Genomic DNA, 24270 nt, shown 5'->3' on the forward strand with positions numbered 1-24270 from the left:
TCAGGTCATAGCGAGGCAAAATTCCTAATCACCCTGTAAAACAACATGTATGATCGCAAAGCGCTTCGTTTATTTGTTCATTTTCAGTAGTATTAGTGTAACCTCATTTGCTCAGAAGGGATCAGCCTGGTTAAAAGGCGGCGTAAACCTTGCCAATGTTTCTTATAATAGCGATGGTGAAGTGGATGATGCCAACCTGTTGGCCAGTTTTCACGTTGGCATAATGGGCGATATTTCCTTTGCAAAAATTCTGGCCATTCAGCCCGGCATCCAGTTCACCGGTAAGGGGTCGAAGATCCAACGCGGCAATTCAGGCGATCTCAATTATTTCAAGGCAACCGTAAATCCTTATTACATAGAGATACCGGTAAATGTGGCCCTTAAACTACCTGTATCAAAAGAGTCGACCTTTTTTGTAGGCGCAGGCCCATATGCGGCCATAGGCGTTGGCGGTAAACGTAAGATAGAAGGAAGAACGCTGGGTGTTTCGTACAGCAGTAAAGACAAGATCGAATTCAGCAATGACGATCCTTCAACGTTCAATGACGAAGAAGGAACCGGGTTGGGCGTTATGAAAAGGTTCGATTACGGTATAAATGCCACGGCCGGTTTTCTGATCAGAGATGGAATGATAGCACTTAATTACGGCTATGGTTTGGCCAAGTTGCAGTCAGGCACAAATAGTTCAGAAGACAATAATAACAAGCACCGGGTATTGAGCTTATCTGTTGGCTTCAAATTATAAGTGAACTCATTATCAGTATAACCCGTGCAGGTTCAACCGGCACGGGTTTTTTTTTGCCCGCTTCACCGGATCTCGTAAACATACACGGTTTCTTTTTCAAGCAATATTTTTCCCCTTTCATGTAAAAAGGAAAATGATGACAGGTCATTTTTGGCGATAAGAAAACGGATCTTGAACTTTTTGAGAGATTGATATTGGTAGTCGGTAGAGGTACAGTAATACCTGCAATTAAAATAATAACAAAGTTGGGTCGCTTCTACCATTGAATAACGGTCGCTTGCAATTGCCTGGTTTTGCAGAAACGAAAATTGCGGCAGGCGCCGATAGAAGTTGCTATAATACGCATATTCCGCAGTGCTATGTGTCAGCTTTCGTTGTGCGGCCCTTACAAAAGGAACAATACTGAATGCTATTATAATGGCCACCGCTGGTACAAATATTTTTTTATTGATAAAAACGCCAGCCGTCTGTGCAATGAAAAACAGCAGCAGATGAAAAAGCACTATATAAACCAAAATATAGCGATCGATAACAAAAAGCGGCAGGTATAGCAAAGGGTAACATAAACAGAAAAAGACAACTTTGTGAATACCGGAGGCTGTGTTGGTGTGGATCTTTTTCCTGTTAATGAAAATCAACAACAGCGATGCCAGCAGTACAAGCCATTTGGCGCCGGTGCCATCGGGAATGATAATTAAACCGCGGATGGAATTTATAATTAAAAGAAGCTGGTGATGAAAGCTGCGGGTATCATTGAATGGGCTCCAGTCATAGTCGTTCAATAAACTGGCCGGGTTGGTATGTATGCTATATGCTTCTTCAAAAGGGGGAGCCAGTAATTGGGTATTTGTAGGAAAAGCATTCCTGTAATAGGGTCCAACCAGATTATGGTTGAACCGGCCGGCGGTAGAAAATGTAAGCTTGTTTTCATGAATACTCAGCGCGCCTATCCACAACAGGGAAAGGAATAGAAAAATGCCGTATGTTTTAATTAAAGGTAAAGGCTGTTTTTTGCCGGCTGCCTTTTTCTTAATTAATGCGGCAAGGAGCCATGTTGCCAGGGCCATGTTCAGGGGCAAAAAATTATATGACTTTGCAAAGTAAGCACATGCCGCAGCAATGCCAGCCAGCCAGGGAAGCCGGTTATTGAATGCAAAATCTTTATCGGTTACCAGATATAAGAACCAGAAACAAAAGAACGCCGCCAACAGATCGGGCGTTAACGTCGACATGGCGGAGTGAAGCAGGATCAGCAGCGCATACAAACCAAATGCACCGTAAAACATCCGGTGAGTTAAATATCGGCGCGCCAATGCGCTTATTACGTATAAGTTTAATGCGGCCGCAATAAAATTTATTACATAACAGCTTTGCAATAACGGCAACCCTGTTAAATGGCAAATACATAAAAGCCATGAGTACATGGGCGACCAGTAGCCGTTGATGGCATGTGGCCAGTCGCCGGCGGCATATCGCTCTGCTATATTTATGTATGCAAGCGTATCATTATTAAGGAACTTATGGGAAGCGAACTGAAAGTATAACCCACCTATGGCGCCAATGACAAACAGGCCGGCGATCAGTTTATTAAAGCCTGCATGACTGCGCATGTTATAAGGGTTTAAGAAAGATTGGTAAAAAAAAGGGGGTTTAGCAAGCTGTATGGCTGGCTAAACCCCGGGTATAATGAAATATTCAGTTACACAATTTGCTTAACTACATTATAGATCACTTTTGGCTTGCCAAGTGTGTAATAATGCAGCACGGGTGCGCCGGCCTTTTTCAATTCTTTTGACTGCAGCAACAGCCATTCGGTACCTACTCTTTCCACATCAGCATCCGATTTGCAATTCATGATCTCGTTGCTGAGGTCGTCGGGAATATCAACATGGAATGTGCGGGGGATAACCGACAGTTGCTTTTTGCTGGTAATGGGTTTCAGGCCCGGAATGATGGGGATATTGATATCATTATCGCGGCACTTTTTCACAAAATCGAAATACTTCTGGTTGTCGAAGAACATTTGCGTTACTATATAATCGGCGCCTGCCGCAACCTTGGCTTTCAGGAAGGCCAGGTCGGTTTGCAGGTTGGGCGCTTCAAAGTGTTTTTCGGGGTAACCGGCTACACCAATGCAAAAGTCGGTTTTGAAGCCATCGCGGATATCTTCTTCAAGGTAGATCCCATTGTTCAGGTTTACTACCTGTTTCAGCAGATCGAACGCATAAGCGTTTCCGCCTGGTTCCGGTTCAAATACCGTTTCGTTCTTGGCCGCATCGCCGCGCAATACAAGCACATTGTCAACACCGATAAAATTAAGGTCAATAAGGGCGTCTTCGGTTTCACGTTTAGTAAAACCACCGCAGATCAGGTGAGGAACGGCATCAACCCGGTAATGGTTCATCAGGGCAGCGCAAATACCAACAGTGCCGGGGCGTTTACGCACTTCCACCTTCTCAAAGGTGCTGTCGGCTTTCTTTTTGAAAACATGTTCGCTGCGATGATAGGTAACATTGATAAAAGAAGGCTTGAACTCCATCAATGGGTCGAGGTGTTCGTAGATCGAATTGATGGTTTTACCTTTTAACGGGGGCAATATTTCAAAGGAAATAAGCGAACCAGTTGCCTGACGAATGTGATCGATGACTTTCATGTAAATAGTAACAGTTTTTCAAAGGCCTCACCAATATTTAGGTTTTTAACAGAACACCGGTGCCCCTTGCAAGTATCCTTTATTAGTTATGAGAAATAAAACAAATTCTGTTTCATTGAAAACAAGCATTTTAGCAAAAATGCTCATTTTCAGCCTTCAACCGGCCTGCAAACATAAGGCAGGAAATCGGGATGGCAAATAGCTGTTAAATTACCGTGTCAATGGCCTTCTATTTGAATTAGTTCTGGTATTTTTGCCGAAACCTTAATTACAATTGATCAGCGAGATTAATACACAGGAACTGGTAAAAATTTACCGTAACCGTACCGTGGTAAATCATGTTTCGGTAAACGTAAAGCAAGGTGAGATCGTGGGTTTGCTGGGTCCCAACGGAGCCGGTAAAACCACTACGTTCTACATGGTGGTGGGGCTTATAAAACCCGACGAAGGCAAGGTATTCCTCGATCAGGAGGAGATCACCAAACTACCAATGTACAAACGGGCTCAAATGGGTATTGGCTACCTGCCCCAGGAAGCTTCGGTATTTCGGAAACTAAGTGTGGAAGATAATATCAAGGCGGTACTGGAAATGACGAAACTTACCAAAGCCCAGCAAAAAGCCAAACTGGAAAGCCTGCTCGATGAGTTCCGCCTGCACCATGTGCGCAAGAACAATGGCGATTCCCTCAGCGGTGGCGAAAGGCGAAGAACCGAAATTGCCCGTGCGCTGGCGGTTGACCCCAAGTTTATATTACTCGATGAACCTTTTGCCGGGGTAGATCCTATTGCCGTGGAAGATATTCAGGCGGTGGTTGCCCGGTTAAAGTATAAGAATATCGGTATTTTGATCACCGACCACAACGTAAACGAAACGCTTTCTATTTGCGACCGTGCTTATTTGCTCATCGATGGGAAAATATTTCAACATGGTACGGCTGAAGAGCTGGCCGAAAACGAGCAGGTGCGCCGTTTATACCTTGGTCGCAATTTTGAATTAAAGCGTAAAGATTACTTACACGAAGAAGCGCTCAGGGGAATTGAAGTTTCTTCAAATAAGTAACCGGCAATTGGAATGGCTGATTGAGCAAATGTTTTAAAAGATAATTCTTCAATCAGTTATTAACAAATAAGGCAATATATCGGTGGTTTCACGGTATATATGGGCTTACCTGTTGCATTCTGATATTTATTCCCTTCAAATTCTTTATTTTGCCGATAGTGAAATTATTGTGAAGCTATTATCGCCTGCCATATCATCATTGGCCCGTATGCGTTTGTGGCGCATAGAGGGTTGGAAAAATAATCCTGCCGACGCCCAGCGTGAGGTATTGCAGGATCTGGTAACATCTGCCCAGTATACAGAGTTTGGCCGCAAATATAATTTCTCGGGGCTTTTCAATGTAAAGACCTTCAAGCAAACGGTTCCCATTCATGAATATGAAGACCTGCAGCCATACATTCAACGTATAATGAAGGGCGAGCAGAACCTGTTGTGGAATACACCGGTTTACTGGTTTGCCAAAAGCAGCGGTACAACCAGCGATAAAAGCAAGTTCATACCGGTTACCGATGAAAGCCTTGAAGATTGTCATTATAAGGCAGCCAAGGATGTATTGACATTATATTATCAGTTCAATCCCGATTCGGACCTGTTGACAGGCAAGGGCCTGGTAATTGGCGGAAGTCATAATATAAACCCGTTGAATGCCGATGCGCAATATGGCGACCTGAGCGCAGTATTGTTGCAGAACTCTCCTTTCTGGGGGCACTGGCTGCGGGTGCCCGATCTGAGCATCGCCCTTATGGATGAATGGGAAAGCAAGATCGAGATGCTGGCGAACAGCACCATAAAAGAAAACGTCACTTCTATTTCAGGCGTTCCTACCTGGACGTTGGTACTGTTCCGGCGTATACTGGAACTTACCGGCAAAAGCACGATGGCCGAAGTATGGCCACACCTGGAATTGTATATGCATGGCGGCGTTTCGTTTACGCCTTATAAAGAACAGTTCGAAAAACTCATAGGCAAACCTATACATTACCTCGAAATGTATAATGCCAGCGAAGGCTTTTTTGCTGCCCAGGACCGACCGGGTGAGGAAGGTATGCTGTTGTTCACCGATCACGGCATTTTTATGGAGTTCATGCCACTGGAAGAATATGGAAAGAAACATCCCGATACCATCGGTTTGCAGGATGTTGAATTGGGAAAGAACTATGCCATGGTGGTAAGCACCAACGGTGGTTTATGGCGTTATTTATTAGGCGACACCGTTCAGTTCACATCGCTGAACCCATTTAAGATAAAAGTGAGCGGAAGGGTAAAACACTTTATCAATGCCTTCGGCGAAGAAGTGATCGTTGATAACAGCGACCGCGCCATAGCCGTTGCCAGTGAAAAAACAGGCGCCATAGTAAATGATTATACCGCCGCCCCGGTATACTTCAGCGATAGCGGTAACGGCGGTCATGAGTGGCTGATAGAGTTTGAAAAAGAACCAACCGACCTCAACCATTTTGCACAGGAACTGGATACCGCCCTCAAAAGCGTCAACAGCGATTACGAAGCCAAACGGCATAAAGATATTGCCCTGCGCCAGCCATTGGTAAGGTCCCTCTCCAAAGGCATTTTCACCAGCTGGTTAAAAAGTAAAGGAAAGCTGGGCGGACAACATAAAGTGCCCCGCCTGAGCAATGACAGAAAGTATATTGAAGAAATACTTGCGCTCTGAAGACTGAAGTAAGAGGCTTCTTACTTCCGGCATCCGGTTTCCGACACCCCACTTCGACCCCACGTCCCGTACTTCCGGCCTTTGGCTTCTTATTTCCGACTTCTTTCCTGTACTTTTGCTCACCCAAATACGATACTATGAAATTATTAGAAGGAAAAGTTGCTATTGTTACCGGTGCAGCCCGTGGCATTGGTGAAGCTATTGCCTTTAAACTGGCTGAACATGGCGCACATGTAGCTTTCAGCTATGTTAGCGACAGCAGTGCCGAAAAGGCCGCTCAGCTGGAGCAAAAAATAAAAGCACTGGGCGTAAAATCCAAAGCGTATAAAAGTAATGCCGGTAATTTTGCCGAATGTGAAACGTTTGTAAATGATGTAGTAAAAGAATTCGGAACGGTAGATGTATGTGTGAACAATGCAGGTATTTCAAAAGATAACTTATTACTGCGCCTTACTCCCGAACAATGGGACGATGTAATGGATATAAACCTGAAGAGCGTTTATAATATGACCAAACAGGTTATTCGCCCCATGATGAAAGCAAAAAAAGGCTCCATAGTAAATATGAGTTCGATCGTTGGTATTCGTGGTAATGCCGGACAAAGCAGCTATGCCGCCAGCAAAGCCGGTATCATTGGCTTTACCAAATCGGTAGCGCATGAACTGGGCAGCCGTAATGTACGTTGCAATGCCATTGCACCCGGTTTTGTTGAAACCGATATGACACACTACCTGAAAGATGGTGATGGTGCAAAAGCATTTCTCGATAAAATTCCTTTAGGCCGCTTTGGCAGTGGGGAGGAAATCGCGAACACTACCCTGTTCCTGGCTTCAGACATGAGTTCTTATATTACCGGACAGGTAATAAGCGCCTGCGGCGGGTTAAATATTTAATACCGTTTTCATTGTTGCCGTTAAAGACAGCCTTTAAAAATTGTAACTTCGCGCATTGCCTTCTGTAATGGAAGGCATTTTTTTTATACTAATTGTGTTGTAATGGTTGTAATAATACTTATTGTTTTTGTCCTCGGCTACGCGGCTATCGCCATGGAACATGTTATAAGGCTTAACAAAGCCGCTTCGGCGCTGATAACCGGTGTACTGTGCTGGACGGTCTATATCCTGTATTCGAACGACAATCACCATGTGAACGAACAGCTCACCGAACACCTGGGCGAAATATCCGGTATTCTTTTCTTTCTGCTGGGCGCTATGACAATTGTGGAACTGGTAGACGCCCATGACGGATTCGAAGTTATAACCAGCCGGATCAAAACTACCAAAAAGGCAAAGCTGTTATGGCTTATAGGCGGCCTGTCGTTCTTTCTTTCGGCCATCCTTGACAATCTTACCACCGCTATTGTTATGGTATCGTTGATCAGAAAGCTGATCCGTAACAAACCGGCGCGTTTGCTGTTTTGCGGTGTAGTGGTAATTGCGGCCAATGCAGGCGGCGCCTGGTCGCCCATAGGCGATGTTACCACCACCATGCTCTGGATTGGCGGGCAGGTTACAACAACCCAGATCGTTGGTAAGTTATTTCTTCCCAGTGTGGCCTGCGCTGTGGTGCCCATGGTGTTAATGTCGTTCCGGATGCGGGGCGAACTGGAAGTTGGCGGCACTGAAGAAGCGAAAACAATGAAACCCGAAGCGCCGTTACGCGACCGGAACATTATATTTATTTCGGGCATCGTCATACTATTAATGGTGCCGGTATTTAAAACCGTTACCCATCTGCCGCCGTTTATGGGCATGATGATGGGCCTGGGCATTATGTGGGCAATAACGGAGGTAATTCATCACCAGAAAGACACGCAGGATAAACATTTCCTTTCAGTATTATACGCCCTGCGAAAGATAGATACACCCAGCATTCTGTTCTTCCTCGGTATTCTTATAAGTGTGGCTTCCCTGCAGTCGATCGGCGCTTTGATGAATGTGGCGCAGCAGCTCGACAAACAGATCGGCAACCCAACTATAATCGTTGTCATAATCGGCGTTTTATCGTCGATAGTCGATAACGTTCCGCTGGTAGCGGCATCGATGGGAATGTATTCGCTGCAGCAATATCCTTCCGATCATTTCTTCTGGCATTTTCTGGCTTATTGTGCCGGCACGGGCGGCAGTATGCTCATCATTGGCTCAGCGGCCGGCGTTGCCGCTATGGGTATTGAAAAGATAGAGTTTTTCTGGTACCTGCGGAAGATTGCCTGGTTGGCGTTGGTTGGCTATATGGCAGGTATTTTGGTATTTATGCTGCAAGGGATGTTTTAAGGCACGGTTACTGGTTACAAGATGGAGGGGAAACAGGTCAGCGGCGACCCCTGCAAGCTGTAACAGGTTTTCAGGTGTGGGTAGCTGGCCGGTAATGAAAATTCTTAGAACTTAATATTTCTCGTTTTAATATAATGATGCCATAACTAAATGGCTGCAATGGAGCGGTATGGCCGCCAGTTCCCGGCAAGGCTTAAAAAAACCATGGCACGAACTTTCAGCCGCGCCATGGTTAATCACTTCACTATTTTGTTTTTGCTTTGAACTTTTCAATGGCATTTCTGGTAAAAGCGCCCAACACCAGTGAACCGCTTATAGCTGCTCTTTGCAACAAGAGCTGGTCCCAGTTTTCGGTGCCTTTCCAGAGCATCTTTTTCATTTCAAGCATGGCGAGGGGGTTGCTATGCGCCAGTTCATATGATAACCGTTGAATACTCTCGTCCATATCATCGACAGAAGCATGTAGTTCTGAATACAAACCTTTTCTTTTAGCCCACTCGGCATTGCGCCACATGGTGGCGTCAATAGCGAGGTTGCCAAACGCCGCCAGCCCTATCTTTCGTTCTACCGCGGGGCCAACTACAAACGGACCGATGCCTACCGCCAGCTCGCTCAATTTAATATCGGCGCCTTCTGCGGCAATGGCGTAGTCGGCGGCCGCGGCAATACCTACTCCGCCGCCAACACATTTACCCTGAATGCGGGCGATGATAAACTGCGGGCTTTTGCGCATGGCATTCAGCACATGGGCAAACCCGCTAAAGAATTGCAACCCTTCATCGTGGGTTTTTATTGCAGCCAGTTCATCAAAAGAAGCGCCGGCGCAAAACGTTTTTTCTCCGGCCGAGCGCAGCACAATTACTTTGGTATCGTCGTCATTGCCGGCGCCATGTATGGTTTGCGCCAGTTCTTCGAGCAGGCGGCCCGGCAGCGAATTACTTTGCGGATGAAAGAATTCAATGGTATTGACACCATTGTGATCTATATGTGAGGTTACGTATCCTAACGACATAAAATTAGTTTTACAAACGCGTAAAAGGAAGATGGCCGGCGTAAGCGGATCTTCTCTTTATAAAGTTATTAAATACTACAATAAAATGTGCCACCCCTTCAAGGTGTGGCACATTTGGGGCATTTCGTGTTATTGGTTCTTTTTGGCAACCATGGTAAGAATTGTTGCCACGGCAACCTGTTCACCTGTTTCATCAGTTACCTGAACAAGCCATTTCACAATGCCTTTGGCAATATCGTTCTCGTCTTTTTTCTCCTGTTCCACTTTTTCTTTACAGGTAAGTTGCACACCGATGGTTGCACCGGCATATACCGGTTTTATAAAACGGCATTCTTCGAGCCCGTAATTCAGCATTACCGGTCCTTTTTTGGCATCTACAAACAAACCGGCGGCGGCGCTTAAAATAAAATAGCCATGGGCAACAGGTTTTGTAAAAATGGTGCCTTCCAGGGAGGTATGATCGGTATGGGCATAAAAATGGTCCCAGCTCACATTGGCAAAGTTCACAATATCGGCTTCGGTAACGGTACGTTTATGCGTAATAACGGTATCGCCAATTTGCAGTTCTTCAAAATATTTTCTGAACGGATGTTTTTCTTCTTCCCTTGTTTGTGCGCCCGGCTGGTATACGTTGGTTATGGCGGTGATGGCTGTAGGCGAACCCTGCAGGGCTACGCGTTGCATATAGTGATGAACACCACGAACGCCGCCCATTTCTTCGCCACCGCCTGCCCGGCCGGGGCCGCCATGTACCAGCAGGGGTAACGGGGAGCCATGGCCGGTACTTTCTTTGGCGCATTCATTATTCAATACCAGTATACGGCCGTGGTGCGTGGCTGCACCCAATACAAATTCGCGGGCATTGGCATTGCTGGCGGTTACGATAGAACAAACCAGTGAACCTTTGCCTTTCTTAGCGAGCGCAATGGATTCTTCCATGCTGTTGTAAGGCATAATGGTGCTAACGGGGCCAAATGCTTCAACGCTATGAACGGCATCGCTCCCGAACGGATTTTCGTTCTTCAATAATAAAGGGCTCATAAAAGCGCCTTTTTTTGCGTCGGCATCAACTACCTGCACACTATCGAGCGAACCATACACGATCTGTGAAGAAGCTAGCAGTTTTTGTACCTGGGCCAGCACTTCTTCGCGCTGGCTTTGTCCGGCCAGCGAACCCATGCGTACTTTTTCATTTTCAGGATTACCGATGGTGGTTTGACTAAGCGCTTTGCCGAGCGCCAGCCATACGTCTTCCATTTTATTTTGCGGAACAAAGATGCGCCTGATGGCTGTACATTTTTGTCCGGCCTTTGTGGTCATTTCCCTGCGTACTTCCTTTATGAAGATATCCCATTCGGGCATGGAGGGGGTAACATCATCGCCCAGCACAATGCAGTTGAGCGAATCGGCTTCCATGGTAAAGGGAACGTTTTCGGTCATTATGCGGGGGTGCGATTTCAATTGTAAACCGGTGGAGGCGGAACCGGTAAAGGTAACCACATCCTGTGCGGTTACATGATCGAGCAGGTTGCCGGCCGAACCACAAAGGAGCTGTAATGATCCTTCGGGTAAAATGCCGGAGGCAATGATCTCCTGTACCACCGCTTCGGTAAGGTACGACGTTATAGTGGCCGGTTTTACAACGGCCGGAACACCCGCCAGCAGGTTCACCGCAATTTTTTCGAGCATACCCCATACCGGGAAATTAAAGGCGTTGATATGCACGACTACGCCTTCTTTGGGAACCAGGATGTGCTGGCCCATAAAAGTGCCGCCTTTGCCAAGGGGAATAGAGTCGCCATCTGTACAATAGGGCTCATTTGGAAATTTGCGGCGCAGTGAAGCGTAGGAAAACAGGTTCCCGATACCGCCTTCTATATCAACCCAGCTATCGGCTTTGGTGGCGCCGGTTTTATAACTGATGGAATAGAATTTTTCGAGATGGTTGCGCAGGTGTAATGCGAGGGCCTTTAACATGAGGCCGCGTTCGTGAAAGGTGAGTTTTCGTAAGGCCGGGTTCCCTGTTTTTCTTCCGTACTCGAGAATGGCGTTGAAATCGAGCCCGCGGGTAGAAGCGTAGCCGATCGTTTCGCCATTTACGGCATTGTATAATGCCTGTCCTTCCCCGTCGCCGTTGATCCACCGGCCGGTTACATAATTACCAAGTTTTTTCATGCAAAATGTAGTTTTTGTTTTCAATGGTCCCGGCTGTGCCGGGGCGAATCGTTAGTTTGTATCATGGTGAATGGTCAATCTGACTGTTCAGATTGCCGTCAGCTTCAGTAATATGCGGATAGCAATATTTTCAGGTAACACAGGTTTGTTTTTACCTGAACCATCGCGAGCTATTCACCATTGACCATTCAACTTATTTGATAATTATCGCAACTGCTAATGTAGCATATCCGCGGCTAATACCATCATACTGAAAACCGGTATAACCTACCTGTACATTGAGGCGGTTGGTTTTCTCAGGCAGGTTAATTCCGCCTGCTGCGCCATAACCAAAACTGACGCGTGCCGATGACATATTATTTAAAAGAAAATACACGGCGCCTGTGCGGAGGGAGGCATATACATTGGAGAGCGGATACATTTTTACGCCTGCCAGCAGGGGAATGGCGTAGGATTTATTTTTTGCATCTACATAAATGGCTTTATCGCCCGTGAAGTAGTTATAAGAGGTTTCTATTTCCGCTGCGAAGTGTTTGGAGAACATTTTTTCGGCGCCGGCGATACCGCCCACGCCAACATGATTGGAGGTAAGATTTGATAATCCGAAGGAAACTGTAGCGCCCAGTCTGTAAGTGGGACCCGGTTTTATTTGAGCAGTACCGGTTTGAATGAACACGATGCACGCCAACACGGTAAGCCGGAAACGATTTGCCATTGCACTGCAGGATTAATGGTGCGAAAATAGGTAAACCCGATTATTAAACGGATTTAAAACCGGCAGCGTATAAAAGAAGTTAACTTTGACCCTATTTTTTACATAGTAAAAACAAGCATATTTATGACGCGGTTAACGATAGCCCTTATAAGCCTCAGCCTGTTTGCCTCTGCCTGTAATAACGGTGCTAATTCCGGTGAATCAACCGAACATAAAAGCGGTCCGCCGGCGCCTAAAAACCGGGAAGATTCCCTGTTTCGCGAGGTAATGGAAGGCCACGATGCCGGTATGGCCAAAACGGGTAAACTGCGGGGAAATATAAAGGAAACCCAGCGTCAACTCGACAGTATTGGCAAACTGCCGGCCAGCAGGGTGAATGCGGCCTATAAACAATCACTTGTCGATTTGCAAACAGCACTTAATAAAGCCAATACGGAAATGAACGCGTGGATGGAAGGCTTTAAAGTGGATACTTTATCGGATAACAAAGAGTTGCGTATTAAATACCTGGAAGAAGAAAAGGCAAAAGTCACTGTCGTAAAAGAACTGATCTTTTCTGCCCTTAACCAGGCCGATTCGGTGCTGAAACCAATTGGCAATAGGCAATAGACAACGGGCAAAGCGCAGGTCCTTAGCTGCATAGGTAAGGATGAAAACTTAGCGGAAATTTCTGCAGCAATTAATTATGAACCAAAACTGTTGATAGTGATTCCGCATTGATGATTGCCTGCTGCCTGGTGAATTCCGCCGTTCTGTCATAAAACACTTACTGGTAAACAATTTGCCGGCATTAGGCCATGGAAACGTTAGCATCTACAGTACAACTTATACAGCATACCGACCATGAATTGTTGGATGCTTATTCAAAAACGATCACCGGCGTTGTAGGCAGCATTGCAGAATCTGTGGTACACATAGAGGTTGCTAAAAGTGTTGTCGACCGCCGCACCCGTCAGGAAAAAATGACCCGGGGCAGCGGCTCGGGCTTTATTATTTCTTCCGATGGGTTTATTGTTACCAATCACCACGTTATAGAAAATGCCGGCTCAATAAAAGTGAGTCTGGCCGATGGGCGGAATGTAAATGCCGAGCTAAAGGGCAGCGACCGCAGTACCGATATAGCAGTACTTAAAATTTACGAGAACAGGCTGAAAGCCCTGTCATTCGCCAACAGCGATCAACTGCAGGTTGGGCAAATAGCCATTGCCGTTGGCAATCCGCTGGGTTTGCAGCATACCGTAACGGCTGGCGTTGTAAGTGCGCTGGGCAGAACCCTTCGCGCCGGTGACGGCAGGCTGATAGATGATGTCATTCAAACAGATGCCTCGCTGAATCCCGGTAATTCTGGCGGTCCGCTCGTAAACTCATTGGGCCAGGTAATTGGGGTAAATACCGCCATGATACCTACGGCGCATGGCATTTGTTTCGCCGTATCGTCGAACATCGCAGCCTACGTAAGTGGTAAACTCATTATGCAGGGGCGGGTGAAACGGGGTTACCTCGGGCTGGCGGGGCAGTTAGTTAATTTAACCGAACGCATGATTGCCGCTAACCGGTTACAACGCCAAACCGGGGTTTATATTTCGGAAATAGAGGCCGATATACCGGTTTATAACAATGAACTGCGCAGCGGCGATATCATTGTTGGGTTTAACGATCATCCCATTGCAACGATAGACGACCTGCATAAACAGCTGAATGAAAAAACGATCGGGCAGCGTATACAGGTGCAGGTATTGCGGGGCGGTCATAAGACAACTATAACCGTTATACCGGGAGAATATCCGGGGAAATGAGAAATGAAACAGCCGGGATATGAGAAAGGAACGCCAATAAAATAAACAAGGCGGCCTTCGACGGTAAACGAGGCTCGCCTTATTTTAAAAAATATGAACGGTTTAAGCTTGTAATAAAAAGTGGTGGATGATCGGGAGATTAACCACAAACCATAAACTACAAACCACACACCGGTTATGCAGGTTGTTTAGCTTCTATTTTAGCAACAAGCGAACCGAAGATCTCTTCAATATTGCCTTCGCCTTTTATTTTGGCCACTTTACCAAACCTGGCATAGTAATCGGCAACCTGGGCAGTTTTGTTATCATATTCAACCAGGCGTTTGCGAATCACGTTCTCATCGCGATCGTCGCTGCGGGAAGAAGTTTTGCCCCTGTTCAGCAGGCGGGCAACCAATTCTTCCTGACCAACTTCGAGCGCCAGTACGAGGGTTATTTCACTGCCTTTTCCGGCGAGCAGGTTATCCAGCGCTTCAGCCTGGGCAACTGTTCTGGGAAAACCATCGAACAGAAAACCTTTGGCGGCCGGGTTGGCGTCAAGCGCAGAACCGATCATGCCAATAACCACTTCATCAGGCACCAGCTGGCCTTTATCCATAAATGATTTTGCCTCAAGACCCAACCGGGTTTCATTGGCAATTTCTTTACGCAGCAGATCGCCGGTTGAAAGATGGATCCAACCGAATTTTTCGATCAGCTTTTCTGACTGGGTTCCTTTTCCGCTTCCGGGAGGTCCGAATAATATAAGATTAAACATGTTTGTCAAGTCCTTTTAGGAGTCGGCAAATATAAACCAACCACAGAAATATACCCTTTAGAATATGGGCTTTCTGATTAAAAATTATTTAATCAGAATGGCGTTTTTTTGCCATTGGTGCTGCTTTGCAGGGGCTTCGCCGCTTTTTTATTAATATAACATTAGAATGGCGCCGCAGGCGGGCAACCATCTGCCCCAACAAAATGTTAAGGTCATAGGGGATGTCGCCCTGCAGACATCCAAACCCTATATTGGCAACGTAGATTTGGGAAATACAATCAAATTTTTATGAAGCGCGTTCTCCAGTGCCTGACGTTAGTGATATTGGCTGTAACATTGCAGCAATGTACTTATTCTCAATCTAATACATCGAAAAAGGAAAATATGGACACATCAAAAAAGAACCCTGTTTATTCCCGTACCGACTCGTCGAAGGTGAATATCAGTGAAGAAGAGTGGCGAAAGATCTTACCGGCCGACGTGTACGCCATTGCCCGGCAAAAGGGAACCGAGCGTCCCTGGACCAGCAAGTTTGAAGAATCGAAGGAAGTGGGCACCTACTACTGTGCCGCTTGTGGCAATGCGCTGTTTAAAAGCGATACCAAGTTTGAAAGTGGCTGCGGCTGGCCAAGCTTTTATGAACCCATAACAAAAGGAAGCATTATTTATGCGCCCGACAATACACACGGTATGAGCCGTACCGAGGTAATGTGTGGCCGCTGCAAGGCCCACCTCGGGCATGTTTTTGAAGATGGCCCGCCACCCACCGGTTTGCGGTATTGCATAAACGGGGTTGTGCTCGATTTTGAAAAGGCCCGGGCCGCTGAGAAAAAATACAACGAGGGCGACCAGCAGAACAAAGACGCTAAGAAAGGTGAATAAATAACTGGTTGTCAAGAATACACAGGAAATTCAAGAGGCAGGTCAGCGTCCCGTACGGGACCGGCCTGCTTTTTTGCTTTCAGGCGCCGGTGCACACATGTTCACCAGTTTAAATGCCCATTTTACCCAAATTTCTGGGCAAACCGGTGCTTTTTAGCGGGCGCTGCCGTACCCACTAAGGGAAATGTTTATTAATCGTAAAATAATAGGCAAAACCTAAAAATACAGCAACCTTCTGCAGCCGGATATTGTTATTAAAATAGCGACTGTGGTTATTTAACCACTGGTCTATTTTTGCTTGTAATAATAGCGTGAAGGTGGCAGCCCTGTTTAATCACGGGGCTGCCTTTTTTTGTGTAAGCACCAACAAGGGCCGAAATGAAACTGTTACGGTAGCCTGTAAGGCAGAAAATGTAGAAAGTTGGTTACCTGCATCCTGCACTATGCTTCGATTTTAGACCCCCTACGGCAGATAATGCCTTAATCCCTGACCAGCCAGCACTACTAACTCCCCACTCTGAACTATCTTTGCGGCATGAAAAAAAAGAAGACGGTGTTACAACAGGTAACTGTTGAAGATTATGCTGCGGAAGGAAAGGCGCTAACCAAGCTGGATGGCAAGGTGATCTTTATTGAAGGGGCCGTGCCCGGCGATGTGGTAGATGTGCAGTTATCGAAAAGTAAAAAAGAATGGGGCGAAGGAAAAGCCATTCATTTTCATTCGCTGAGCCCCGACAGGGTAACGCCGTTTTGCCAGCATTTTGGTGTTTGCGGCGGCTGTAAATGGCAAATGCTGCCCTATGAAAAACAATTACAATATAAACAGAATGAGGTGGTGCAGAACCTGCGCCGTATAGGCAAGGTAGAATTGCCGCCCATTCAACCCATAATAGGTTGTAGCGAAACCGCGCGGTATCGCAACAAACTCGAATTCACCTTCAGTAACCGCCGGTATTTACTTCCTTCGGAAATAGCGGCGGCCAGCGATATGGTCATTGACCAGGAGAACGCACTCGGTTTTCACGTTCCCCGTCTTTTTGATAAAGTGATCGACATTACCACCTGCCACCTGATGGCCGAGCCGGTAAACGCTATCAAAAACACCATTCGCGATTATGCCAAAGAGCACAACCTGGCTTTTTATGATATCAGGTTTCACCAGGGCTGGTTACGCACCCTAATTGTTCGGGTGGCCACAACAGGCGAAGTAATGGTGAATGTGTGTTTGGCTTATGACGATGAACAGGAAAGAACACGCCTGTTCGATCATTTACTCAAAAACGTGCCGGGGATCACCACTTTGTTGTATACCATCAATCCTAAAAAGAACGATACCATTTACGACCTGGAACCAAAAGCCTATTTTGGAAAAGGCTATATCATTGAAACATTGTCAACCGGCACCGGGGCGCCGGCCCTGAAATTCAAGATCGGTCCCAAGTCGTTCTTCCAAACCAATACCCGCCAGGGCGAGCGGCTGTACCAGGTTACCCGCGAGCTGGCCTGTTTAACGGGAACAGAAACGGTGTACGACCTGTATTGCGGTACGGGCAGCATAGGGTTGTTCGTAAGCGACAAGGCGAAGCAGATAATAGGGGTAGAAACTGTGGCGGAAGCCATTGAAGATGCCAGGGAAAATGCAGCCCTCAACAATATTGAACATGCGAAATTTTTTGCAGGCGACGTAATAGACGTTTGTACCAGTGAATTTTTTGAGCAGCACGGTAAACCAGATGTGGTGATCACCGATCCGCCGCGGGCCGGTATGCACGAAAAGCTGGTTCGAAAAATACTGGAAACCGCCGCGCCGCTGGTGGTATATGTAAGCTGCAACCCGGCTACGCAGGCCAGGGACCTGAACCTGCTCAATGAAAAATACGAAGTGACGCATGTGCAGCCGGTAGATATGTTTCCGCACACGCATCATATTGAAAATGTTGTTCAATTGAAATTGAGATAAATAACAATTCTACCGCCTTATTTGTAACAAAACATACCGAAATTCATGTAATAAATTTTTCAGAATGGCAGATTTACGAATGCGAGGGTTTCAGTCGATACCACCGGTGATAAAAAACCTTGTTATTGCAAATGCATTGTTCTTTGTTGCGGAGTTAACTTTTGGCAACCCGTTTATTAATACGCTGGCGCTTCATTATTATCAATCACCTGAATTTGGCGTATGGCAGTTTCTGACCCATATGTTCCTGCACAGTTCATTCTGGCATATTGCCATAAATATGCTTATCCTGTGGATGTTCGGTTCAACACTTGAAGATATCTGGGGCGGCAAACGTTTCCTGATCTTTTACCTGTTGTGCGGTTTGGGCGCAGCCGTAGTGCTTTTAGGTGCTTATACCGTAGAGATCAACCTGCTTATGAACCGGGTTAACGAGCGGTCGATCACTGAGGGTGAATATTATGCAAGAGCGGCCCGTATTCTGCATAGCACGGCCGTTGGGGCTTCGGGGGCCATTAATGGCGTAATGGTGGCCTTTGCTTACCTGTTTCCCAATTCACCGGTATATTTATATTTTGTTTTTCCGATAAAGGTAAAGTACCTGGTGATCGGTTATTTTCTGCTCGATCTGTTTGGCGGTATTAACCCAACGCAAGGCGACAATGTAGCCCATTTTGCCCACGTTGGCGGCGCTATCGTTGGTTTAATTTTAGTAATAACAATGAATAAATCGAACCGGCGAACGTTTTATTGACAGCCTGCAACTTTAACAACGCTTTAGCTGTTAAAATAAGGAGGTGGAACCCGGTTTGCCTCTTAAATACACCTCGCCGATGCGCCTGAGCCTTAACCAAAGGGCTCACATAGCGTAAAGGCTGGAAGTTGAAGGATTTTGTAAATTCATTAAAACTTGTTCAGTGCTACGAGAAGATAGGTATAGGAAAAGGATCGGTCTGGGCCAGGATGGGAATTCACTGGTGCTGCTAGTTGGTGCAATTGCCATCATCTTCTGTATTTTCAAATTCATATGGCTTGTTTATAACATAGCCGAAAGGGACCTGTCCGCATACGATAAGAATATCTTCAACTGGCTGGTGGTACCCGGCAATATAGAAACAATGCTGTCCCGGCCGTGGACGCTGCTTTCCTTTATGTTCATGCACAGCGATGTGTGGGATGTGCTGGGAAACCTGTTGTGGTTATGGGCATTCGGGTATATTTTTCAGGACATTACCGGTAATAAAAAGCTTTTCCCGGTTTTCATCTATGGCAGCGTAGGCGCCGGAATACTTTTTTTGTTGAGTTACAATCTTTTTCCGCAATTGGCGCCCATGCGCACAGGGGTAACCCTGGTGGGCGCTACCGCCGGCATTATGGCCATTGCCGTGGCGGCTACTTCACTGGCGCCCGACTACCGGATCTTCCCCATGATCAATGGAGGCATCCCGTTGTGGATTTTGACCGTATTATACCTTGTGATAGATATTGGATTGATAGCTGCACAGAAAAAGCAACCAGGTCATTTCGCGCACCTGGCTGGCGCCGGTGTTGGCTTTTTGTTTGTTTATCAAATGCGCCGCGGCAACGACTGGAGCAATTGGATGAATAACTTCTTTGATTGGGTGAGTAACCTGTTCAACCCCGACAGGCAAAGCTGGAAGAAAACAGCTAAAACCGATCTTCACTATAACGCCAGGGGAACCCAACCATACAAAAAGATACCCAATATAACCCAGAAAAGGATTGATGAAATTTTAGATAAAATCAATCAACAAGGCTATCGTTTTCTCACCGATGAAGAAAAAGACATTCTGAAACGGGCGGCGGAAGATGAAGAATTGTAATTTTAAATATGGCCCGGTTTGTTAGAACATTCTCAAAGCGGTTATGCATTATATTGAACGTGGTTATCGCGGGTCTTTTCCTGATAGCCTGCGCCAATGCCTGGCTGCATCCTTCAAAATGGTGGTTTTTTTCATTGCTGGGACTCGGGTTCCCGGTATTGCTCCTCTTTTTATTTGCTTTCCTCGTATTCTGGCTGATCTTCCGCTCAAAATGGGCCATGCTTTCTGCCCTTGTTCTGCTCATCGGTTTAGGGAACATCCGTGTTTTTTTAGGCCTTCATTTCGCCACATCCTATAAACCTGAAAAAGAAAAAGGCGCGCTGCGGATCCTGACCTGGAATGTGCATTGGTTCGATGAGCATAACAAAAAGATCAAAGAGCGCAAGGATTACCGGAAAAAGATGATCGATTTCATAAAGGAACAGAATGCCGATGTGCTGTGTTTTCAGGAGTTCCTCGAGTTGGGAAAATCGTTCACTTCCAGTAATACCAATGCCATTGTACAACTTAATTATCCATACTATTACCGCGTTATCGATTATGGCCAGGCAAGCGGCGGCCGCTTTCAGGCCGGGGTGGCCATTTTTTCGCGTTTTCCCATTACTGATACCCAGCGGGTGCGGTATCCCGACCCGGCCAATTTACGGGCGGCCGAAAGTTTGATCTCGGCCGATGTGCTGGTAAACGGCAAAAAAGTAAGGATCTATACCACCCACCTGCAATCTGTTCTGTTCCAGAAGAACGACTACCGCAATATCGAGATCATAAAATCGGCCAACGACAGCATGGTGGCTGCCTCGCGCTCAATTGTCAAAAAACTGCGGCAGGGTTATTCCTTTCGCGGCGACCAGGCCGACCTGGTGCGTGGTAAGCTCGATAGCTGTCCTTACCCCGAGATCATTTGCGGCGATTTTAACGACGTGCCCAATAGCTATGCCTACTTCAAAATAAAAGGAAACCGCCAGGATGTTTTTGTGAGAAAAGGCTACGGCATCGGCCGCAGTTTCGCCGCCGTATCGCCTACCCTGCGCATCGATTATATTTTGGCCGACAGAGCCTTCGATGTGCTGCAGTATAACCGGTTCCTGGTGCCCTGGTCGGATCATTACCCGGTGGTGGCCGATCTGAAGCTGGCTGAGGAATAAATGGACCGACTACCGGTTGAATGGTGTCAGTTCGGTGTTAAGGCGTGAAACGTGAAACGGCAAAACGTGAAATGCGCGAATTTTGTAATTCATTTACAACCCCGCACAGCCCGAAAGTTATTGCCACTTGCGCTTCTCCCTTTCACCCTTCACAGCCTGCCCCGATGAAGTGAAGGTTCGACGTTTCACGACCTTGGTTTTATCGCAAATACCCCTATATTTGAAATATGATCCATTTCTTCACACATTCCTGTTGTTGCTGATTCAATTCGCCGTTCTGGCGGGATACATTTATTTTTGCATCTACCGGCTTTTATTTTAACTATCATCAGACTGATTTAATGATTTTTTATGAGTGAACTCAAAGTCCTGAATTCATATACAAGGCAGAAAGAAGTGTTTAAACCTATCACACCCGGCCATGTGGGATTGTACGTGTGCGGACCAACCGTGAGCGGTGAAAGCCACCTCGGCCATGCGCGGCCGTATGTAACCTTCGACGTCATTTACCGGTACCTGATGCATCTCGGTTATAAGGTGCGTTATGTACGAAATATCACCGATGCCGGCCACTTTGAAGAAGAAGGGCGGGAAGCGGAAGATAAGATCGCCAAAAAAGCGGTGCTCGAAAAACTGGAACCCATGGAGCTGGTGCAGAAGTATACCAACCTTTTTCACTGGGGCATGAAACAGCTCAATAACCTCGATCCCAGCATAGAGCCTACCGCCACCGGCCATATTGTTGAACAGATAGAAATGATCAAAAAGATCATAGAAGAAGGGTACGCGTATGAAATAAACGGCTCGGTGTATTTCGATGTAAAAAAGTATGCAGAGGGTTACCCATATGGCAAACTGAGCGGCCGGGTGATGGATGACCTGCTCGAAACTACCCGTGAGCTGGAAGGCCAGGATGAAAAACGGAATAAACAGGATTTTGCCTTATGGAAAGCGGCGCCCGAAGAACATATTATGCGTTGGGTAAGCCCATGGGGCGAAGGGTTCCCCGGCTGGCATATCGAATGCTCGGCCATGAGCACCAAATACCTCGGCAGTGAATTCGATATCCATGGCGGTGGTATGGACCTCCAGTTCCCACATCATGAAAGCGAGATCGCCCAAAGTACTATCTGCAATAAACATGTGCCGGCGCGATATTGGTTGCATAACAACATGATCACTATCAATGGCCGCAAAATGGGTAAGAGCTATAACAATGTGATCAAGCTGACGGAGCTGTTCAGCGGCGACCATCCGTTGCTTGAAAAAGCTTATACCGGGCCAACCATTCGCTTTTTCATTTTGCAAACCCATTACCGCAGCACGCTCGATTTCAGCAATGAAGCCCTGCAGGCATCGGAAAAAGGATTGAAACGCCTGTGGGAAGCATATGAAGTATTGGGTAAGCTCGATGTGAGCGGGCTGAAGGCCGAAGCTGGCGATGCAGCGCTGGATGAAAAAATAACAAAGCTGCTACTTGAGCTGGATGAATTCATGAACGATGACTTCAATACTGCCAAAGTGCTGGCCAATATGTTTGAACTGGTACCTGTTATCAATTCAATAAAGGATAAACATATTGCTCCCAATGCGCTGAGCGCTGGCACTATGGAGTTACTGCAGAAATATTTTAAAACATACATTGAAGATATCCTGGCGTTAAATGGCGACGTGGAAAAAGAAGATGGTAAACTGGAAGGGGTGATCGGGTTGTTGATAGAAATAAGAAAAGAGGCCAAGGCCAGAAAAGACTACGCCACCTCCGACAAGATCCGTCAGCAGTTGCAGCAACTGGGCATTTTATTGAAAGATGAGAAAGATGGCGGAATGAGTTATTCGTATTCGTAAGAATACAACTTCAGGCTTCAGGAAATTTATCAGGTGCGTCAACCCGATGATCGGGCAGGGCGCACCTTTTTTATTTAGCCGTTTGCCTCCGGTTCTCCCATGCAACGGTATGAAGTAATTGTATTGCGTATGGCCTGCAGCGGCAGCCTGAAGCAATTTTGCCTTCAGCTCTCAGCCTTGGGTTTTCAACCCGCTGCCTGTAGCTGTATTTAATTAGCACATTAGCAAATTACTTTCGGCTTGCTCTTATCATCTCCCGTTTACCCGCCGGCCCGGCAATTTTTTCAACGCTGAACCCTGCTGCCAGCAGCGCGCGCCGAACATCTCCCTTGCTGCTGTAAGTGACAAGAATACCATCAGGCGCCAGGATGTTCAGCATGCGCTCAAACACCTCCTTTGTCCACAATTCAGGTTGCGCACTGGGTGCAAATGCATCGTAGTAGATGATGTTTACCGGCTCACCCGGTGTATAATCGGCAAGTAACGATCTTATCTTTTTAAAGGAAAAGAAATTGGTAATGTGCTGGGTACTGTTCCATTCACCGGAATGTAAAGAGTCGAATACCGGTTGCCAGAAACCCTGTTCCAGGGCTGTGCAATAGTTCAGTTCCCGCGTAATTGACTGTTCAAGGGGAAATGCTTCTATCGTTTCATACATTATTTTCCGTTGCCGCCTTTTGGACTCCAGGATCGAAAGCAGGGCATTGAGCCCGGTGCCAAACCCCATTTCAAAAATTACACAACGGCTGGCAGATGTGTGCTTGTCAAGCCAGTACTTCAAACCCGATTCAATAAAAACGTGCAACGATTCCTGAACAGCCCCATAAACCGAGTGGTAAGAAACTTCCCACTCGGGAATAGCTACAGAATGTGAACCATCTTTTGTAACGATCAGATTTCGTTGCATAAGAAAACAAAATTAACGGCTAAATTGCAATACCGCTAATGGCCTTGCTGTAAACCTACAAAATAAAATGAGTCAGGAATATACCTTACACCTTTCGAAAGATAAAAAAATTAAAAAGCTCATTGAGCACCATGGTGCCTTCACCCTTACCAAACGAAAAAACGTTTGCATCTATCTCTGCGCCTCCATTATGAGCCAGCAACTTTCAACCAGGGTGGCAGACGTTATTTATCAACGGTTTTTGAACCTGTACGGCGGCAAAGAGCCAAAGCCTGAACAGATCATCGATACCGCACCCGAAACGTTGCGCGCCATTGGGTTATCGAATGCCAAAACAGGTTACGTACAGAATGTAGCGCGTTTTGCTTTGGAACAGGGTATGGACCAGCGCAAGCTGGGTAAAATGGATGATGAGGAAGTGATAACCTACCTGTCGCAGATTAAAGGTGTTGGCCGCTGGACGGTTGAAATGTTGCTGATGTTTGCCCTCGGCCGTGAAAATGTATTTGCCCTTGACGACCTTGGCATCCAGAATGCCATGATAGCCCTGTATAAGCTCGACCGCACCGATAAAAAACAATTCAGGGAAGATATGTTGCATGTAGCCAACAAGTGGAGCCCCTACCGTACTTATGCCTGCATGTACCTCTGGCGCTGGAAAGATAACCCGCCGCCATTGAAGAACCGGTAGGTCAATAAGCAATAGGCAATTGGCAATAGAAGAAAATGCTGTATGGTGCAATAATTTTTGAATGTTCCAAATAAGGCGCTGAGCCGTCTTATTCTACCATTCATCTATCCAAAACAGGGGGTGAGCCGGCTCTGC

The 24270-nt window shown here is 46.5% G+C and carries 21 protein-coding genes; 14 read left to right on the forward strand and 7 right to left on the reverse strand.

Going from position 1 to position 24270, the window contains the following annotated elements; genetic code table 11:
* The first annotated feature begins 49 nt into the window (after positions 1-49).
* The gene (locus tag A4R26_RS33715; protein ID WP_081171503.1) at positions 50-745 is read left to right on the forward strand and encodes a porin family protein; all 696 of its coding nucleotides are present in this window, start codon (positions 50-52) and stop codon (positions 743-745) included.
* A gap of 62 nt (positions 746-807) precedes the next feature.
* Here A4R26_RS33715 and A4R26_RS33720 read toward each other — a convergent pair whose 3' ends face one another.
* Together A4R26_RS33720 and A4R26_RS33725 are read right to left on the reverse strand one after the other, a co-directional pair.
* Entirely contained in the window at positions 808-2355 is a 1548-nt protein-coding gene (locus A4R26_RS33720) for a glycosyltransferase family protein (protein ID WP_081171504.1), read from the reverse strand.
* 89 nt (positions 2356-2444) lie between these two features.
* A complete protein-coding gene (locus A4R26_RS33725) occupies positions 2445-3398 on the reverse strand; it encodes a methylenetetrahydrofolate reductase (RefSeq protein ID WP_081171506.1) in 954 nt (317 codons plus the stop codon).
* A gap of 274 nt (positions 3399-3672) precedes the next feature.
* Between A4R26_RS33725 and lptB the strand changes: the two genes are divergently transcribed.
* From lptB to nhaD, 4 genes are all read left to right on the forward strand, one after another.
* Entirely contained in the window at positions 3673-4458 is a 786-nt protein-coding gene (gene lptB, locus A4R26_RS33730; RefSeq protein ID WP_081171508.1) for an LPS export ABC transporter ATP-binding protein, read from the forward strand.
* Between the two features lie 169 nt (positions 4459-4627).
* A complete protein-coding gene (locus tag A4R26_RS33735; protein ID WP_081171656.1) occupies positions 4628-6130 on the forward strand; it encodes a GH3 auxin-responsive promoter family protein in 1503 nt (500 codons plus the stop codon).
* 137 nt (positions 6131-6267) lie between these two features.
* Positions 6268-7023 carry a 3-oxoacyl-[acyl-carrier-protein] reductase gene (gene fabG / locus A4R26_RS33740; protein ID WP_081171510.1) on the forward strand — a complete coding sequence of 252 codons (756 nt, stop codon included), beginning with the start codon at positions 6268-6270 and terminating at the stop codon, positions 7021-7023.
* Between the two features lie 102 nt (positions 7024-7125).
* A complete protein-coding gene (gene nhaD, locus A4R26_RS33745; RefSeq protein WP_081171512.1) occupies positions 7126-8403 on the forward strand; it encodes a sodium:proton antiporter NhaD in 1278 nt (425 codons plus the stop codon).
* A gap of 244 nt (positions 8404-8647) precedes the next feature.
* Here the strand turns inward: nhaD and A4R26_RS33750 are convergent, their stop codons facing one another.
* The 3 genes from A4R26_RS33750 to A4R26_RS33760 form a co-directional block, all read right to left on the reverse strand.
* Positions 8648-9415: an enoyl-CoA hydratase/isomerase family protein gene (locus A4R26_RS33750; protein WP_081171514.1), complete on the reverse strand. Its 768-nt coding sequence runs from the start codon at positions 9413-9415 to the stop codon at positions 8648-8650.
* 129 nt (positions 9416-9544) lie between these two features.
* Entirely contained in the window at positions 9545-11590 is a 2046-nt protein-coding gene (gene paaZ, locus A4R26_RS33755) for a phenylacetic acid degradation bifunctional protein PaaZ (RefSeq protein ID WP_081171516.1), read from the reverse strand.
* Positions 11591-11783: 193 nt separating this feature from the next.
* Complete coding sequence (locus A4R26_RS33760) at positions 11784-12305, reverse strand: hypothetical protein (protein WP_081171518.1); 522 nt, start codon at positions 12303-12305, stop codon at positions 11784-11786.
* A 123-nt stretch (positions 12306-12428) separates the two neighbouring features.
* On the opposite strand from A4R26_RS33760, the gene A4R26_RS33765 reads away from it, so the two are divergent.
* Positions 12429-12914, forward strand: a complete 486-nt coding sequence (locus A4R26_RS33765) for a hypothetical protein (protein WP_081171520.1) — start codon at positions 12429-12431, stop codon at positions 12912-12914.
* A gap of 188 nt (positions 12915-13102) precedes the next feature.
* The gene (locus tag A4R26_RS33770) at positions 13103-14101 is read left to right on the forward strand and encodes a S1C family serine protease (protein ID WP_081171522.1); all 999 of its coding nucleotides are present in this window, start codon (positions 13103-13105) and stop codon (positions 14099-14101) included.
* Positions 14102-14276: 175 nt separating this feature from the next.
* Here the strand turns inward: A4R26_RS33770 and A4R26_RS33775 are convergent, their stop codons facing one another.
* Positions 14277-14858, reverse strand: a complete 582-nt coding sequence (locus tag A4R26_RS33775) for an adenylate kinase (protein WP_081171523.1) — start codon at positions 14856-14858, stop codon at positions 14277-14279.
* Positions 14859-15242: 384 nt separating this feature from the next.
* Here A4R26_RS33775 and msrB point away from each other — a divergent pair, with 384 nt between their 5' ends.
* The 6 genes from msrB to cysS all read left to right on the forward strand — a co-directional run bounded on the left by msrB (position 15243) and on the right by cysS (position 22537).
* The gene (gene msrB, locus A4R26_RS33780) at positions 15243-15740 is read left to right on the forward strand and encodes a peptide-methionine (R)-S-oxide reductase MsrB (RefSeq protein ID WP_278248472.1); all 498 of its coding nucleotides are present in this window, start codon (positions 15243-15245) and stop codon (positions 15738-15740) included.
* A gap of 535 nt (positions 15741-16275) precedes the next feature.
* Positions 16276-17700: a 23S rRNA (uracil(1939)-C(5))-methyltransferase RlmD gene (gene rlmD, locus A4R26_RS33785; protein WP_081171527.1), complete on the forward strand. Its 1425-nt coding sequence runs from the start codon at positions 16276-16278 to the stop codon at positions 17698-17700.
* 64 nt (positions 17701-17764) lie between these two features.
* Entirely contained in the window at positions 17765-18454 is a 690-nt protein-coding gene (locus A4R26_RS33790) for a rhomboid family intramembrane serine protease (RefSeq protein ID WP_081171529.1), read from the forward strand.
* 163 nt (positions 18455-18617) lie between these two features.
* Positions 18618-19544: a rhomboid family intramembrane serine protease gene (locus tag A4R26_RS33795; RefSeq protein WP_081171531.1), complete on the forward strand. Its 927-nt coding sequence runs from the start codon at positions 18618-18620 to the stop codon at positions 19542-19544.
* 8 nt (positions 19545-19552) lie between these two features.
* Positions 19553-20689, forward strand: coding sequence for an endonuclease/exonuclease/phosphatase family protein (locus tag A4R26_RS33800; protein WP_081171533.1), 1137 nt, complete (start codon positions 19553-19555; stop codon positions 20687-20689).
* A gap of 351 nt (positions 20690-21040) precedes the next feature.
* Positions 21041-22537 carry a cysteine--tRNA ligase gene (cysS, locus tag A4R26_RS33805; protein WP_081171535.1) on the forward strand — a complete coding sequence of 499 codons (1497 nt, stop codon included), beginning with the start codon at positions 21041-21043 and terminating at the stop codon, positions 22535-22537.
* Positions 22538-22766: 229 nt separating this feature from the next.
* Here the strand turns inward: cysS and mnmC2 are convergent, their stop codons facing one another.
* Positions 22767-23444 (reverse strand): tRNA (5-methylaminomethyl-2-thiouridine)(34)-methyltransferase MnmC2, encoded by a 678-nt coding sequence (gene mnmC2, locus A4R26_RS33810; RefSeq protein ID WP_081171537.1) that lies wholly within the window; start codon positions 23442-23444, stop codon positions 22767-22769.
* Positions 23445-23511: 67 nt separating this feature from the next.
* Here mnmC2 and A4R26_RS33815 point away from each other — a divergent pair, with 67 nt between their 5' ends.
* Positions 23512-24135, forward strand: a complete 624-nt coding sequence (locus A4R26_RS33815; protein WP_081171539.1) for a DNA-3-methyladenine glycosylase family protein — start codon at positions 23512-23514, stop codon at positions 24133-24135.
* Positions 24136-24270 lie beyond the last annotated feature (135 nt).

The sequence above is a fragment of the Niastella populi genome, assembly GCF_002078015.1.
GTDB classification, from domain to species: Bacteria; Bacteroidota; Bacteroidia; order Chitinophagales; family Chitinophagaceae; genus Niastella; species Niastella populi.

What these genes read in the sequence shown, in the direction of transcription:
- paaZ (WP_081171516.1), bottom strand. Translation starts at nt 11,590, where the DNA reads ATGAAAAAACTTGGTAATTATGTAACCGGCCGGTGGATCAACGGCGAC.
- A4R26_RS33775 (WP_081171523.1), bottom strand. Translation starts at nt 14,858, where the DNA reads ATGTTTAATCTTATATTATTCGGACCTCCCGGAAGCGGAAAAGGAACC.
- rlmD (WP_081171527.1), top strand. Translation starts at nt 16,276, where the DNA reads ATGAAAAAAAAGAAGACGGTGTTACAACAGGTAACTGTTGAAGATTAT.
- A4R26_RS33770 (WP_081171522.1), top strand. Translation starts at nt 13,103, where the DNA reads ATGGAAACGTTAGCATCTACAGTACAACTTATACAGCATACCGACCAT.
- mnmC2 (WP_081171537.1), bottom strand. Translation starts at nt 23,444, where the DNA reads ATGCAACGAAATCTGATCGTTACAAAAGATGGTTCACATTCTGTAGCT.
- A4R26_RS33720 (WP_081171504.1), bottom strand. Translation starts at nt 2,355, where the DNA reads ATGCGCAGTCATGCAGGCTTTAATAAACTGATCGCCGGCCTGTTTGTC.
- nhaD (WP_081171512.1), top strand. Translation starts at nt 7,126, where the DNA reads ATGGTTGTAATAATACTTATTGTTTTTGTCCTCGGCTACGCGGCTATC.
- A4R26_RS33790 (WP_081171529.1), top strand. Translation starts at nt 17,765, where the DNA reads ATGGCAGATTTACGAATGCGAGGGTTTCAGTCGATACCACCGGTGATA.
- A4R26_RS33750 (WP_081171514.1), bottom strand. Translation starts at nt 9,415, where the DNA reads ATGTCGTTAGGATACGTAACCTCACATATAGATCACAATGGTGTCAAT.
- cysS (WP_081171535.1), top strand. Translation starts at nt 21,041, where the DNA reads ATGAGTGAACTCAAAGTCCTGAATTCATATACAAGGCAGAAAGAAGTG.
- A4R26_RS33760 (WP_081171518.1), bottom strand. Translation starts at nt 12,305, where the DNA reads ATGGCAAATCGTTTCCGGCTTACCGTGTTGGCGTGCATCGTGTTCATT.
- A4R26_RS33800 (WP_081171533.1), top strand. Translation starts at nt 19,553, where the DNA reads ATGGCCCGGTTTGTTAGAACATTCTCAAAGCGGTTATGCATTATATTG.
- A4R26_RS33765 (WP_081171520.1), top strand. Translation starts at nt 12,429, where the DNA reads ATGACGCGGTTAACGATAGCCCTTATAAGCCTCAGCCTGTTTGCCTCT.
- A4R26_RS33725 (WP_081171506.1), bottom strand. Translation starts at nt 3,398, where the DNA reads ATGAAAGTCATCGATCACATTCGTCAGGCAACTGGTTCGCTTATTTCC.
- msrB (WP_278248472.1), top strand. Translation starts at nt 15,243, where the DNA reads ATGGACACATCAAAAAAGAACCCTGTTTATTCCCGTACCGACTCGTCG.
- A4R26_RS33815 (WP_081171539.1), top strand. Translation starts at nt 23,512, where the DNA reads ATGAGTCAGGAATATACCTTACACCTTTCGAAAGATAAAAAAATTAAA.
- A4R26_RS33715 (WP_081171503.1), top strand. Translation starts at nt 50, where the DNA reads ATGATCGCAAAGCGCTTCGTTTATTTGTTCATTTTCAGTAGTATTAGT.
- fabG (WP_081171510.1), top strand. Translation starts at nt 6,268, where the DNA reads ATGAAATTATTAGAAGGAAAAGTTGCTATTGTTACCGGTGCAGCCCGT.